Below are 15,234 nucleotides of genomic sequence, written 5' to 3'. Positions count from 1 at the left end.
GTTGAATTTAGAGTGATACATTAACACCGACCGAGATCGTCCGCACATTCGGATATCTCGTTCCATTGCCGGTGTTGAGTTCAGGATCCCACATTTTGAATTTGCTGAAGGTTAGCAGGTTCACCCCCATCACGTAAAAGCGCGTGTTGTTGATGCCGATCGAACGCAACAGCTCGGAGCGCAGCGTATACCCGATCTCGGCCGTTTTCAGGCGGAGAAAGCTCATGTCGCGTACCCACCAAGAGCTAGGCTGGGTGTTATTCGAATATTCTGTACCATACGCCAGGCGTGGATAGGTGACATCCTGTGAGGGATTCTCTTCCGTCCACCGGTCTGTCGCGATGGCATAGACGTTTCCTGCGCCAGCAGCCTGTGAGAAAGGTTGCACAGCCATACCGCTGATGGCACGATCGGCCTCCGCGGTCCCTTGAAAGAATGCGCCGGCATCAAATCCTTTCCAGAGCATGGTAAACCCAAACCCGTATGTCATGCGCGGAACGTCACCAATGCCAATTTTTACCCGGTCGAGATTGTTGATGATGTTATCACCGTTCATATCCTTATACTTGATGTCTCCGGGCGCTATCGGACCAAAGTTCTGCACGGCGTGATTGTCAATTTCCTCCTGGCTTTCGAAAAGTCCTTCCGCCTGGAACCCCCAATAGGCCAGCACGTTCGAACCTCGCTTCTCCAACCAGGGGTACGGCTGTTTAGGTTGGTCGTTCTCAATCACTTCGTCGCGGTTATAGTTGAAATTGCCACGCAGTGACCAGGTTGTCTGCCCGAGCTTCAGGTCGGTAACATTCAAAGCGATATCAATACCTTTATTATCCACTACGCCCAGGTTACCCCACGGCAGGTTGTAGAGACCGATATAGTCGGGCACTACACCGCGCTGTAAGAATATGTCGGTTCGGTGTTCTTTCCAGAGGTCGACCGTAAGGGAAACCCGCTCTTGCCAGGTTCGGATGTCAATGCCGAGGTTGGTCTTCCTTGCTTTGGCCCACCCGACATCCACGCCGTAATCACTGATCTCGATACCTCTGATCTCTCTGCTATTTCCCGGTGTTCCATACCAATAGCCTGGCTTGTCTTCGTTGTCGAGGATTGTGAGATAACCAAACCGGCGGCCACCGCCGGCGATGCCGACAAGGCCGTCTGAGAAACGGACCTTCAGGAAGGGAACCGCATTTCGGATCGGCTCAAAAAATGCCTCCTCTGAAATAAGCCAGCCCACCGCATAGGACGGAAAGAAACCATACCGACGGCTGGGGGCAAAGTTTTCGGAACCGTTGTAGCCTCCGTTTACTTCTACGAAATAACGATCCATAAACGAGTAGGTGATCCGACCGGCCAGACCACGTGTACGAAAGGGAATGGAGTTGGTGAAGTTATCGTCGTCCGAGTCTGTCGGTACTATGTTTGTGTAGTCGGACTGGTTGTACAGCAGCATGCCGGTCACGACGTGCTTGCCAAAGGTGCGATTGTAATTCAGGGCCGACTCGGTATAGTAGCGGCGATTCCCCGCGGTAATGCGATTATACGCCAGGGTGTTGCTGGTTGACGTGTAGGTGAGGTTGAGGTTGAGTGATCCATCGGGATTGCGTGGATCGTTGGGATCGACAAAGTAGGTATCCTTTCTTTTCTTACGCTCGATATCGTGGCGGTTCCAGGCGTCAAAGCTAAACATTGTGGTAAAACTCAGTCCGGGTGTAATCGCCTTCAGGTCTTGCGTGAGCCGCACGTTGGAGAACAGCTGGTTACGGAAATTGTTGCGGTAGCCCCGCTGTGTGATGTCGGCGTAGGGGTTACGGAAGTCACCGTTGGTCTCACGACCCGGCACGAGCCCGCCCGGGTACATAATGGGATAGGCCACCGGCGAGGTATACATGATCTGCTGAAAAACATCTTCCGATGTTTCGCCGGGATAGTTCGCTTCAGAAATATACCCTTGCACACCAAGCATCAGTTGGGTTGTGCGGCTGAGCTCAAAATCGAGGTTACTCGTAAAATTGTAACGGGTAAAACTGGTGGTAGAGTTATACTGCTCCAGGCCTTCCGTCTTAAAAAACCCTTCTTCGTTGTAGTAACCCAGCGAGATGTAGTAGGTAGCGCGGTCGTTGCCGCCATGGGCATTCAGATTTATTTTGCGATTCCGGGCGGTATTGTTAAAGACGGCGTCGTACCAGTCTACATTAGGGTATACGTAGGGATCTTCGCCCGACACGGTACCATCGATCTGTTCTTGGGTATACTTGGGCGTGTCGCCGCGCGTCGTCAACGCCTCGTTCGTCAGCCGCATGAACGTAGGGCCATCGGCCAGGTCGGGCACACGCGTAAAGCTGGTAACACCTTGCGAGTAGTTAAAGTCGATCTTGGTCTTGCCGATCTTACCCGTTTTTGTTTTGATCAGGATCACGCCGTTCGCACCCCGCATGCCGTACACGGCCGTGGCCGACGCATCTTTCAGAATGTTAAACGATTCGACATCTTCCGGATCGATATTGTCGAGGCTTCGTTCCACACCGTCGATGAGGATCAGCGGCGATACACCGCCGAAGTCGGGCCAGCTGGAAATACCGCGGATCCAAATGTTGGCACCGTCGCGGCCCGGCTCACCCGACCGCTGCACCTGTACAACACCGGCTACCCGACCGGCCAGCATCGTACCGATATTGGCTACCGGTTGCTTGAGCTCGTCCACCTTCACCTCGGCGTTCGCGCCCACCACGCTGATCTTACGTTGCTCACCAAACCCCACCACCACTACTTCACCCAGCGACGTGATGTCCGACGCCAGCTGTACGTTCACCACCGATTGGCTTCCGATCGCAATTTCCTGCTTGGTATAACCGATGAAAGAAACCACCAGCACACCGGTCGACGCCATGTCGTCGGGCACGGCGATGGTATATTCACCGTTGGCGTCCGTGGTCGTACCCAGGATCGTGCCTTTCAGTAAAATGCTCACCCCCGGCAGCGGCTCGTTGGCGTCATCGGTCACGCGCCCCTTCACGGTAAACTGCAGCAGCTTCCAGTCATTTTCGTCGATGTTGGAATGATCGGCTGATTCCGCCTTGCCGGGCTTCTGCTCTTCGACCGGCACCGGCGCGTTGCGATACAACAAAATATAGTCGTTGATCAGCTTGTACTGAATGGCGCTGGGCTTCAGGATCTCATCCAGCACCGCACTGAGCTTGCGGTCGGTAACATTTACAGAGATCTTCTTTTCGATTTCGACAATGGACGGGCTGTAAACAAATTTCACGTCCGTCATCTGCTGGATCTGGAGCAATACTTGCTCCATCCGGGTCTGATATAAGGAGAGGGAAATCGGTTTATCGAGTATCTGGGCCTCAACACTGCCGGCCAGTGCACTGCAGGTGAAGCCCGCCGCAAGTACAATCTGGATAATAGATATTCTCATTGTTGTCTTTAGTAAAGCAACAATTCGCTTCTTTTTCATAAATTAGAAAGTTTTGTTCTTGATGTGATAAGTCCGGACAAAACAACTACCCTGGGTAGTTTAAAAGCTGGCGATGTCCCCACATTGCCGGCTTTCTTTTTGCTATCAGGTTGGATTCTGGTATTGGTCTTTCTGCATAGGTTTGGGTTAGGTTTGTACTAGGATCCTGGCCGCTCAGCAGCCGTTGCCCGTGATCAGGATCTTTGCGTCGCGTACGACGTAGGAAGCCCCGATCGACTGGCAGATCAGCTCCAGGCGTGTGTATAGGTCGTCGGTCTCTGACAGATCGCCCGTAAACGTGCATTGGTTTATGCGTGCGTTCTGCGCCACGATCTCGATTCCGTAAGCATAGGATAGATCTCTCAACACCAGCGCCAGCGACGCCGAGTGAAAGCGAAAGGCGTTAGTTTTCACATGGTCTGCGGCCAACGGCAGCGGTTTTTCCACCAGCTTCACCACCAGCTCTTCGGTTTCGCGTTGATACACGGCACGATGGTTCGGCGTGAGCATCACCTTCCTGCGTCCCGGCATAAGCCGTTGCAGCAGATTTTTGTCCTCCTCGTTCTGTGCCACGCTCACCTTGCCCGTTACCACCGCCACTTCGCTGCCTTGCAACGTATTGTCGGCACGCACCCTGAAGCTGGTACCTACCACCTCGGTCACCAGCGTCTTACTATAAACAAAGAAGGGACGCGACGGGTCTTTGGTCACTTCAAAGAAGGCTTCACCCGTGAGGTATACTTCGCGTTTAGCAGTAGAAAAATGAATGGGATAGATCAGGTGGGCACCCGGTTGCAAGGTCACACGCGTGCTGTCATCCAGCATTACCCAACGCTGCGCAGTACCCTGGTTTACCTCTTCCCATACGGTGTGTACGGGGTTCTTCGCGGTAAACTGATGCTCCACAGCCTGCGGTGTCATCCATAGTATATAGCTGGCCGCCGATAGTATCGCAGCCGCAGCCGCGGCAGCGAACCACCAACGTTTGGGCGATGTGGCGGGGTGCAAGGGCACGACCTCTGCCTCCGGACGCTCTTGCGAAAGGATACGGTCTACGATCTGCTGCGCACGATCATACGCATTGTTTGCCAGCAGAACATCATCTTGCACAACAGGATCGGCCTGCATTTCGACACGCAATCGTTCGGCAATACTCTGCTTGATCTGCTCTTCAAATTGTCCCGAGGAAAGCAACTGCATGAGCTCCAATCGTTCGGCCTCCGAGGCCTTATTTTCCAGGTAACGTTCAAGCAAAAAGGTAAAACGACTTGCCATGCAGCAAAATATTTATTGGTTTTAGGTTTATTTATTGACTCAAAATATGCCAAACACAGAATTCGGCACATTTTAATACTAAGAGTCTTTCAGGAACAGGGTAGGACTATCCGGGGTCAAAATATTTTTTTGGGGATTGGTCCCGGGCTCATGTGCGTGCGCCGGATCGTTACGCCCTTTCGGCTTACGTGTTGTCTACCAAGGCCTCTGCTGCCGCTCCGGCCTGGGCTATTGTGTTACACCCTTTCAGGATTGACTGGCGTTACGAAAACTTATCTGACGCCTTTGTATAAACAAATCATAGAAGTCAGCAGGACCGCGGGGAGCAGTTCCTGTCGGCAATAGAATCACGCGACTACCATCGCACGCACACGACCATTTATTGAAATGAATCAAAATTTAATTTAATGTTTTGCTTTAGTTAAGCGAATCATTTAAATATGTATCCTGTCGCTAAACCTAATGCCAACAACGCAATCCATTTCATATCATGAAAATGAGGTGCTAGCATTGCTGGCGCAGGGAAGCGAAACGGCGTTCCGTCAACTGTATGACAAGCATTGGCCCGCTATATATAAAGTGGCCTATCGTTATCTTCAATCGGCCGATCTGGCCGAAGACATCGTACAAGAGATCTTTTCAAAGCTTTGGCAAAAACGCACGGAATTCACGGAAGTGCAGCACCTGCACGTGTACCTCGTAACCATGACGCGCAACATGGCCTACAAACATTTAAAGAAACTCGCCATAGAAGCCGTCGCGAATTATGAATTCGCAAAAAAGGAGACACCGTCCATCAACGCCGGTGAAGCAGCGGTGTTGGATAAGCAGTACGAAGCATTGCTCGAACAAGCCGTCGAGCTGCTGCCACCGCAACGTAAGCACATCTTTCAGTTAGCAAAGGTGGAAGGGTTGAGTCATGAGGCTATTGCGGAGCGTTTGCAGATCTCTCCCAACACCGTAAAAAACCAAATGGTCGCAGCATTGCAGTTTATACGCCATCGGCTGCAGCATCATATTTCTTCGGTGATGTTGTTGGCTCTTTTAGATGAGTTGACGAAGTAGTTTGTTGGCGGAAGTGCACATCAACTGTTTCGCCCTTTCAGGGCTTTTTGTTTCGTTTTTATAGACCCAGGCCTTTAGCCTAATGTGTCACGCCCCTTCAGGGCTCTCTGTCTGCCAAGGCCTCTACTGCTTTATGTGTCACTTTCAGGCAAGCATGAAAGGGCGAAACACATTAGCAGACTGCAGGCCTGATGCACAGGGCTGGGTACGCCAAAAAACAGTTTCCATTCTAGCAATTTCGGGCAGATCAGTTTAACTTAACGCTCGCTGACATCCCCTCGACACATCCCATGGAAAAGACCGTATTAAAGCCCGATCATAAGTACGCTGAAGTTGCGGAGCGTATCGAATCGCTTATCGAAAAGAAGGTGCTGAAGATGGGTGATAAGCTTCTGTCTGTACGTGCCCTCAGCAAGGAACAGGGTATCAGCCTCAGCACCGCCTTCCAGGCATACTACTTCCTCGAAAGCAAAGGCCTCATCGAAGCCCGCCCGCAATCGGGCTACTATGTTAAGCACTCGCACGAACATGCGCTGGAGCTGCCCAGCATCAGCGACCCCATCGATGACGCATTGCCGGTCAGTGTCGACGACATGATCAAGCAAGTATACTCTGACCTCAACGCAAAAGGCATCGTCAATTTTTCCGTCGCGACACCTTCTATTAAACTGCTGCCGGTAGCCAAGCTTGCCAAAGCTACCATGCAAGCGATCCGCGACTCTCCTACCGGCTGTCTGAATTATGAGAACGTGCAGGGCAACGCCGCCCTGCGCAAACAGATCGCCCGGCAGGCGTTCAACTGGGGGGGCACACCCAGCGAAGACGACATCGTCGTGACCGCCGGCGCTGTTGAAGCGATGTCGCTTTGTATGAAGGCCATTACCAAACCGGGTGACACGGTGGCAATTGAGACACCTACTTACTACGCCATCTTCCAGGTTATGGAAAGCCACGGGTTAAAAGTGGTCGAGATCCCCACCGATCCCACACGGGGCATCGACATCGATTACCTGGAGCAAGCCATTCCACGCTTCGACATCAAAGCCTGTCTGTTTGTAAACACCTTCAATAACCCCCTGGGTAGCTGCATGCCCGACGACCGCAAGAAAAAGCTCGTGGACATGCTGGCCAAGAAAGACATTCCGCTCGTAGAAGACGACATCTATGGCGAGATGTATTTTGGCAAGACGCGCCCCCGGACCTGCAAATCGTTTGATCGCAAAGGATTGGTATTATACTGCTCATCGTTTTCCAAATCGCTGGCTCCCGGTTATCGCATCGGCTGGACGATCCCCGGCAAGTTCAAGGAGCGCTTCATGCGCCTGAAACGCATGCACTCGGTGTCGACCAATACGTTAACGCAGGCGGCGCTCGCCAACTTCCTCAGCAACGGCCGGTATGAGCTCCACCTGCGGCACTTGCGCAAGGCCCTGCACACGCAGTCGCTGCGGTATCAGCAGGCCGTGGCCGAATATTTCCCGGACGATACGCGCGTTACGCGGCCGACGGGAGGCTTTACGTTGTGGCTGGAGATGAATAAAAAGGTGGATGCTTACAAGCTGCACCGCAAGGCACTGAAATACAACATCGGCATTGCGCCCGGCCCCATCTTTTCAACACAGGGCAGGTTTGAGAATTGCTTCCGCCTCAGCTACGGCGAACCGTGGTCGGAAAGTGTGGAAGAAGGAATTAAAACACTCGGAAAACTAGTCCGCGAATGGAAATAACCGCGCCAGACGCGGAAAAAGCCGGACCAATCCAGGCCACGTCACATCGTTGTTCATCTTACCGGCGCACACGAAAAAAACGGTAAAAAACGCGACTATTGAAGTAAATACGAGGATCATAGGCGTAGCGGTTTTCTGTCATCAAAGTTGCTACATTCTCTGTTGCGACGCTGATTTGTCTCTTCCGGGGTGTCACCGAGGTAAGATCGGCGCGTGATTTGCCAGATTCTAAAAAAACAACCCGCGCATATAAACGATACCGGATTTAAACCATAACTCGTTATCTTGCGCGCTTGTTGACTTGAAAACCAACGATTTATGATGACACGAAAAGCAGGGGTGGTAGTTGCGGCAATTATGACCCTCTCAGCCCATTGGGCAGCTGCCTTTCAGGCAGAAAACCAACAAGAAGATACAATAACGACACCTTCCGACTGGTTCTTACGCGATCCGCAAGATGACCATGTGCAGGGCGTCAGCGCCGAAAAGGCCTATAACACGCTCCTCAAAGGAAAACCCTCTAAAACGGTACTGGTGGCAGTGATCGATTCGGGCATCGACATCGACCATGAAGACCTCAAAGACATTATCTGGACGAACGAAGACGAGATCCCCGGCAACGGTATCGACGATGACAAGAACGGCTACATCGACGACGTACACGGCTGGAACTTCATCGGCGGCAAGAACGGGAACGTCGACCAGGACACGTATGAAGTGACCCGCGAATACAAACGCCTCAAACCCAAATACGAAAACATCGAAGAGGCCAAAGTGGGCAAAAAAGACAAAGCCGAATATGAATACTGGAAGCGCGTGAAGTTTAAATACGAGCGCGACTTCAAAGCCAACAAGGATCAGTACGATGAATACAACGGCCAGTACACCATGTATGCCAGCGCCATGGAGAATCTCTCGTTCTGCGACAGCATTCTTTCCCGCAGTGTAGGCAAGCCGCTCAGCAAATCCACCCTGACGACCATCAACCCTACCAGCGACACGCTGCGCCAGGCCAAAGCCATCCTGACGGAAGTGCTCGGCTCTATTGATGAAGACATCCTCGTCAGCGAGTTTCTGGAAGGTCTGCAACGCTATGTAGACATGCTCAAGGAAGCGGTAGACCACTTCGGCACTGCCGTAAACTACGGTTACAACCTCGACTTCAACGCACGCACGGTGGTGGGTGACGATCCGAAGAACATGACCGAAAAGAACTATGGCAACAACGATGTAGCTGGCCCTGATCCCAAACACGGCACACACGTAGCCGGCATCATCGGTGCCAACCGCAAGAACAACATCGGCGTGAGAGGCATTGCCGACAACGTCCGCATCATGTCCGTACGCGCTGTGCCCAACGGTGACGAACGCGACAAGGACGTAGCCAACGCCATTATCTATGCAGCCGACAACGGCGCGAAGATCATCAACATGAGCTTCGGCAAAGCCTTCTCGCCCAACAAGGAGCTGGTCGATAAGGCCGTAAAATACGCCGAGTCAAAAGGCGTTCTGCTCGTGCACGCAGCCGGTAACGACGGCGACAACACCGACGTCGAGTCTAACTTCCCCAACCGTAAATACCTGAAGGGCGGCGAAGCCAAAAACTGGCTGGAGATCGGCGCCTCCTCTTTCGGTGCAGACTCGAACTTCGTAGGCTCATTCTCGAACTACGGCAAGAAAACAGTAGACCTGTTCTCACCCGGCGTACAGATCTATTCTACTACGCCCCACAACACGTACGAAAACCTGCAGGGCACCAGCATGGCCAGCCCCGCCGCTGCCGGCGTTGCCGCGGTGGTACTCTCCTACTTCCCCGACCTGACTGCCGCACAATTAAAAGACATCCTGCGTCAGTCTACCCGCAAGTTCGATGGTCTGAAAGTGATCAAGCCCGGCACGCACGACGAGGTGCCGTTCAGTGACCTCAGCAACACGGGCGGTCTGGTGAACGCTTATGAAGCCGTCAGACTGGCCGCTACCATCAAGACGCAGCCCAAAAGCAAATAAAATATAGTATAGATGTTATAACAAAGAGGCGTTCCGTAAAGGGGCGCCTCTTTTGTTTGTACCGCAGGCCGCGGGAGAGAATCGCGGTATATTTACCCTTCCACCTACCGACTTCTTGTGTAACCCTTTGGACGCGCCACGGCATGCCGCTTTCGGTGCGGTATAAAAATCAGCCTTTCTGCGTGTTTCCCAGCCGATAGCATTCCGGTAGTTTCATAGCCTAATCACACTGGGTATGGCTACATTTTACCGGATCATCGTCGCAGGCGTGCTCTTGCTGGGCACACCGTGTTTTGCGCTCCACACACCGACCGAAGCAGGGTTTTATCTCCCTTCACACCTGCGGGAAACAAAGTTCAACTATACCGTCATCAACAACCTCATCGTACTGCCCGTACGCATCAACGACTCCATACAGGTCAACCTGATACTTGACACCGGCTGTCGCAACCTCGTACTGTTCGGAAAAAAATTCAGCAAGCTGTTTCGTACCGAGCCCAACCGCCACGTAGAGTTCTCCGGCCTCGGCACCGGCCGCACGGTACAAGGCAAGCTCTCCCTCGGCAACACAGTAGCGATCGACGCCGTGCTCGGCAACCGCATCCCCGTCGTGATCATTCCCGAGCAGAATCTCTTCAGTGAATATCCGAATGTACACGGCGTGATCGGCTACGACCTGTTTATCAAATTTGAAGTGGAGCTGCATCCCGGCAACCAGGAAATAACCCTGCGCCCCGCCGCCACGGCCTCCCTGCCCGACGGCTATCAGCATGTACCGATTGAAGTCACCGACTCGCGCCCCCTGATACAAGCCACGGTCTTTCTCCAAAAGCAGGAGAAAGGCCAGGCTTGCAACCTCATGATCGACACTGGCTCTGCCCGCGGTCTGCTATTAAAGACGACTGACCTGTGCAGCTATCGCAAGGGCCCGTCACGCACGCTGGGCCGCGGGTTCAATGGTTTGATCAAAGGCTATGAGACACTGTCGGATAAACTGCTCCTGGCGTCCATGGAAATGAAAAATCTCACAACCGGTATCATTTATGCGCAATGGCAGAACTATGCGTCGGTGGGTATGGAAGTGCTGAAGGAATACCGGCTCGTGTTAAACTATTGCAAGGGGTATGCGGGGTTTAAGAGCATTCGGGCGTAAACATCTTTATCCAACCGGTAAAAGGCGGTCAGAGACCGCAGCCATCGGCCAGTTGTCGGACAAGTACTTGGCACCGGTGACGCGCCTGCCTGGGCTAATTTGTTGCGCCCTTACAGGGCTGTGTTGGCCTAATAGAATTTCTTTCGGAGGGCGAGAAATTTCTTTTCCATCAGGTGGTAGCTAGCCATTGACAACGGCATCGCCACCAGGAGAGCGATCAGTACGTACAGCATGGCCATCCCGAAACTGGTTTCGCGGTCCAGGCCGGCGTACCGAAAAAGGATGATCGCGGCCTGGATGCCGATGGGATGGAGCATGTACAGTGCGTAGGTGTACTTGCCAAACGAGGACATGCGTTTGGCGTGCGAGAACTTATAGAAGGAGTGGGGCGAATAGCACTGCTCGAGGATAATAAAGCTATAGAACAACGTGTTGATGACACGCGGAAATACCAGCCCGTGAAGACCCGGTAACAGCCGGTCCCGGTACATCATGAACAGGATACCCGCGGCGTATGCCAGGATCACGGCAATACGCGGTAGGCGCTTAAAGAATCCGATCACCGCAGCTTCGCGATAAAACGCCAGGTAGGCAAATCCCGCCCCCAACGCCAGGTCTGCCGCCATCGAAAGTGTATGGTAGTATAGGGCAGCCGGGCTGATATCCGCGCCGCGGAACAAACAGCTTGTAATAAATGTAATGACCACCGCCACGATGAATTTTTTACCACGGAACACCAGAAAGAGTAGCGGCCAGACCACATAAAATTGTTCTTCTACCGACACCGACCAGTTTATACCGACCATCATTGGTGCAACATCGGCCAGTCCCGCTTCGCGGACGTGTATACTGTCGAAGTTCGCCAGGAAGAATGCCTGGTAGAGGAAGTTGTACGGGTTCTGATCGGTGTAGCCCACGTAGACTTTTACCAGGGGATAGAGCACGAATGAAAAAAGCAGCGCGGCGTAGTATACCGGCCAGATGCGGAGGATGCGGCGGATATAGAAGTTTCGTACATTGAAGTAGCTTGTTGTCTCCTGTTCCTCGAGCATGAGGTAGGTAATGAGGAAGCCGCTCAGCACGAAAAAGAATGACACGCCGTAATATCCGGTGGTGAATACTTCGATGAACCGCTTTAAAAAGTCACTGTTACAAACTTCCTTGAGGGCTGCGCCAAATTGCGAGTGTGAAAGGAACACGACAAGTGCCAGGAGAAACCGCAGACCGTCCAGGTTTTCAAAGTATCTCTTACGAGGTATAGTCTCCTGCATGGAGGCCGTTCTATTTTAAGGTTTTGAGATAGGCCAGGCTCTTCGGAATCTGCTGTTCGGCTTTGGGCGATTCGTCTTCAATAAAAAAATGCTGGATGCCCATCGTCTTTGCCTCTTTCATCACCGCTGCAATGCCCACATCGCCCTGGCCCAGCACCACGTTGGTTTCGTCAGGCGCCTTACCGTCGTGGCTATTGGGCGTACCGCGCTTGCGGTCCTTCAGGTGCAGCAATACCCAACGGGTGGAATATTTCTTCAGCAACGCCACCGGGTCCTGCCCGGCCTGTTTGATCCAGAACACATCCATTTCAAAGTATACATACCGCGAGTCCAGCGCGTCTACCATATAGTCGAACACGGTGCCCGACTCGTAGGGTTGAAACTCGTAGCCATGCGGATGGTAACACAGCAGCAGGCCGTTGCGCGCCATCACCTTGCCGGCCTCGTTAAAGACCGATGCCGCGTAGTTCACATCGTCGGAGTCGAACATATCCCCGAACGGGATCCAGGCGCATACCACGAACTTGGCGCCGTACGCCCGTGCCTCGTCGGCTACCTGCTGGGGGGCCTTTTCCAGGCGCTCGAAGTCGGCGCCAAAGCTGATGACCTGGAGCTTGTGCTTGGCGATCAGCTTGATCATTTCGGGAAACGCCAGCCCATACGTGCCCGCCATTTCCACCTCGCGGATGCCCATCGCCTCCACTTTGGCCATGGTGCCGGGCACGTCCTTCGCAAACTGATGGCGTAAACTGTACAATTGTAAGCCGATCTCCTGGGCGTTCAGCCGGGATACGGAAATAAGAAGTATGACTAAAAAGCAGAGACTTTTCAGAGAGGGTTGCATAGCAGGCGGTTCCGGACATGAAGGTAGCGGAAAGAACGGAACCAGCAAAAAGGCATCACCTTGCGATGATGCCTTTTGGGGTTTGGGAGGTTTGGCTTGAAACTATTTCTGTACCAGCAGGGAGGTGTTCGCGGCGATCACCATCAGGTCTGCGTCGTTGACATTTTTCTTTTCGTCGGCCACGATCAGGAATGCTTCGTACAGCTGATCCAGCTCGGGCTTGCTCGGCTGGTAGCCCAGTAACTCCAGGCGGTGCTTCAGCGCCGCGCGACCGCTGCGGGCCGTGAGCACGATCGACGATGTCGGCACGCCCACGTCGGAAGGGTTGATGATCTCGTAGTTCTCCGAGTTCTTCAGGAAGCCGTCCTGGTGTATGCCCGACGAGTGCGCGAACGCATTCGCCCCCACGATGGCCTTGTTGGGCTGCACGGGCATGCGCATCATGTCCGACACCAGGTTGCTGACACCGTAAAGACGCTCTGAAACGATGTTGGTATGTAAATCCAGGTCTTTGTGCGTGCGGATGATCATCGCTACTTCTTCCAGCGACGTGTTGCCCGCGCGCTCGCCGATACCGTTGATGGTCACTTCGGCCTGTCCCGCGCCGGCGATCAGGCCGGCCATGGTGTTGGCGGTAGCCATGCCCAGGTCGTTGTGGCAATGCACCGAGATCGTAGCCTTGTGAATGTTCTTCACATGCTCGAACAGGTACTGAATGCGTTTGCCATACAGGTGCGGCAGGCAGTAGCCCGTCGTGTCGGGTATGTTCACCACGTCGGCACCGGCAGCGATAACGGCTTCCACCATCTGTGCCAGGAAGGCCAGGTCGGCACGGCCGGCGTCTTCGGCAAAGAACTCGACTTCATAGCCCTTGGCCTTGGCATAACTAACGGCCCATACGCCTTGTTCGAGAACCTTCTCGCGGCTGCTGTTGAATTTGGTTTTAATGTGGATATCCGACGAACCGATGCCTGTATGGATCCGGCCACGCTTCGCATGGTGCAGGGCTTCGGCAGCCACATCGATATCTTCTTTTTTAGACCGGGTCAGCGCACAGATACCGGTGCTCACCGCTTTGGAAAGCTCCACCACGGAAAGAAAGTCGCCAGGGCTCGAGATCGGGAAACCTGCCTCGATCACATCTACACCGAGTAGCTCAAGCTCCCGTGCTATGACGACCTTTTCTTCGGTTGACAATTGACAGCCGGGCACTTGCTCGCCATCGCGCAGCGTAGTGTCGAAGATTTCAATTTTTCTGCTCATGGTTTGGAAATAAGACTTTTGATGTTCGTTTATATATAAGTGGTGGCGTCTGCGTTCGTATCTATACCGCTACCTGGCAGTTGACCAGCATGCGGGCGTTGTTGCATACTACATTGCCCATCACCTCCGTACCCAGGATCTTCTCATGGGCCGTCGTGGCATCGGCAATATCACGGGTGCGGTATCCTTCGCGCAGCGTCTTCTCCACCGCCTTGATCACCGTTTCCGACTCTTCTTTTAAACCGAAGGAAATATCCAGCAGCAACGCCGCCGACAGGATCGACGCCAGCGGGTTGGCAATCCCTTTACCGGTAATGTCGTGCGCACTGCCGTGGATCGGCTCGTATAGCCCGACGGTGTCGCCTATAGATGCCGAGGCCAGCATGCCCATGGAGCCGGCGATCTGCGAGGCCTCGTCTGTGAGGATATCACCAAACAGGTTGCCTGTCACCACTACGTCAAAGCCGCGCGGGTTCTGGATCAGCTTCATGGCGGCAGCGTCTACAAACATGTGCTCTACTTCTACATCCGGGTATTGACGTGCTACGTCTTGTACCACCTCGCGCCAAAGGCGTGAGCTTTCCAGCACGTTGGCTTTGTCGACCGACGTAACTTTCTTACCGCGGGTCAGCGCCGCCTTGAATGCTTTGTGTGCGATGCGCTCTACTTCATAACGCGAGTAGATCATGGTATCGTACGCCGTCTTGCCTTCGTCCTTGCGGCCGCGCTCGCCAAAGTATACGTCGCCGGTCAGCTCGCGGAAGAAGAGGATATCGGCACCTTTCAGGATCTCGGGCTTAATGCTGGACGCCCCGAGCAGCTCATCAAACAATTTGATGGGGCGCAGGTTGGCATACAGGCCCAGCTCCTTGCGCATCTTGAGCAAACCTTGCTCCGGGCGCACTTTCGCCGACGGGTCGTTGTCATACTTCGGGTGCCCTACAGCGCCGAACAATACGGCATCGCAGTTCTTCATCTTCTCCAGGGAAGCATCCGGCAGCGGTGTGCCGGTCGCTTCGATCGCCTCGTGGCCGATGGTAGCATAGTCGAACGAGAACTGGTGACCGAAACATTCGGCTACCTGCTCCAGCACTTTCTTGCCACAGGCCGTCACTTCTTTTCCAATGCCGTCGCCGGGAAGGATTACGATTTTCTTTTTCATT

Annotated in this window: 10 protein-coding genes; 4 read left to right on the top strand and 6 right to left on the bottom strand. The window is 53.5% G+C overall.

Annotated features, from left to right (window positions below):
* Positions 1-7 precede the first annotated feature (7 nt).
* Complete coding sequence (locus tag KK078_RS16440; protein ID WP_254091388.1) at positions 8-3,427, bottom strand: TonB-dependent receptor; 3,420 nt, start codon at positions 3,425-3,427, stop codon at positions 8-10.
* A 213-nt stretch (positions 3,428-3,640) separates the two neighbouring features.
* Entirely contained in the window at positions 3,641-4,741 is a 1,101-nt protein-coding gene (locus tag KK078_RS16435) for a FecR family protein (protein ID WP_254091387.1), read from the bottom strand.
* A gap of 462 nt (positions 4,742-5,203) precedes the next feature.
* Here KK078_RS16435 and KK078_RS16430 point away from each other — a divergent pair, with 462 nt between their 5' ends.
* The 4 genes from KK078_RS16430 to KK078_RS16415 all read left to right on the top strand — a co-directional run bounded on the left by KK078_RS16430 (position 5,204) and on the right by KK078_RS16415 (position 10,693).
* Positions 5,204-5,806 (top strand): RNA polymerase sigma factor, encoded by a 603-nt coding sequence (locus KK078_RS16430; RefSeq protein WP_254091386.1) that lies wholly within the window; start codon positions 5,204-5,206, stop codon positions 5,804-5,806.
* 290 nt (positions 5,807-6,096) lie between these two features.
* The gene (locus KK078_RS16425) at positions 6,097-7,533 is read left to right on the top strand and encodes an aminotransferase-like domain-containing protein (RefSeq protein WP_254091385.1); all 1,437 of its coding nucleotides are present in this window, start codon (positions 6,097-6,099) and stop codon (positions 7,531-7,533) included.
* Positions 7,534-7,851: 318 nt separating this feature from the next.
* Positions 7,852-9,540 carry a S8 family peptidase gene (locus tag KK078_RS16420; protein WP_254091384.1) on the top strand — a complete coding sequence of 563 codons (1,689 nt, stop codon included), beginning with the start codon at positions 7,852-7,854 and terminating at the stop codon, positions 9,538-9,540.
* 235 nt (positions 9,541-9,775) lie between these two features.
* The gene (locus tag KK078_RS16415) at positions 9,776-10,693 is read left to right on the top strand and encodes an aspartyl protease family protein (protein ID WP_254091383.1); all 918 of its coding nucleotides are present in this window, start codon (positions 9,776-9,778) and stop codon (positions 10,691-10,693) included.
* 128 nt (positions 10,694-10,821) lie between these two features.
* Here KK078_RS16415 and KK078_RS16410 read toward each other — a convergent pair whose 3' ends face one another.
* The 4 genes from KK078_RS16410 to leuB all read right to left on the bottom strand — a co-directional run bounded on the left by KK078_RS16410 (position 10,822) and on the right by leuB (position 15,233).
* Complete coding sequence (locus tag KK078_RS16410; RefSeq protein WP_254091382.1) at positions 10,822-11,964, bottom strand: acyltransferase family protein; 1,143 nt, start codon at positions 11,962-11,964, stop codon at positions 10,822-10,824.
* A gap of 10 nt (positions 11,965-11,974) precedes the next feature.
* On the bottom strand, positions 11,975-12,808 hold the full coding sequence (locus KK078_RS16405) for a sugar phosphate isomerase/epimerase family protein (RefSeq protein WP_254091381.1): 834 nt from the start codon (positions 12,806-12,808) through the stop codon (positions 11,975-11,977).
* Between the two features lie 102 nt (positions 12,809-12,910).
* Positions 12,911-14,071, bottom strand: coding sequence for a 2-isopropylmalate synthase (locus KK078_RS16400; protein WP_254091380.1), 1,161 nt, complete (start codon positions 14,069-14,071; stop codon positions 12,911-12,913).
* Positions 14,072-14,132: 61 nt separating this feature from the next.
* The gene (gene leuB / locus KK078_RS16395) at positions 14,133-15,233 is read right to left on the bottom strand and encodes a 3-isopropylmalate dehydrogenase (protein ID WP_254091379.1); all 1,101 of its coding nucleotides are present in this window, start codon (positions 15,231-15,233) and stop codon (positions 14,133-14,135) included.
* Position 15,234 lies beyond the last annotated feature (1 nt).

The sequence above is a fragment of the Dawidia soli genome (assembly GCF_018598185.1).
Taxonomy (GTDB): Bacteria; Bacteroidota; Bacteroidia; order Cytophagales; family Cyclobacteriaceae; genus Ohtaekwangia; species Ohtaekwangia soli.
The sequence above is the reverse complement of the archived record's forward strand: the minus strand, read 5'-3'. Positions and strand labels throughout refer to the sequence as shown.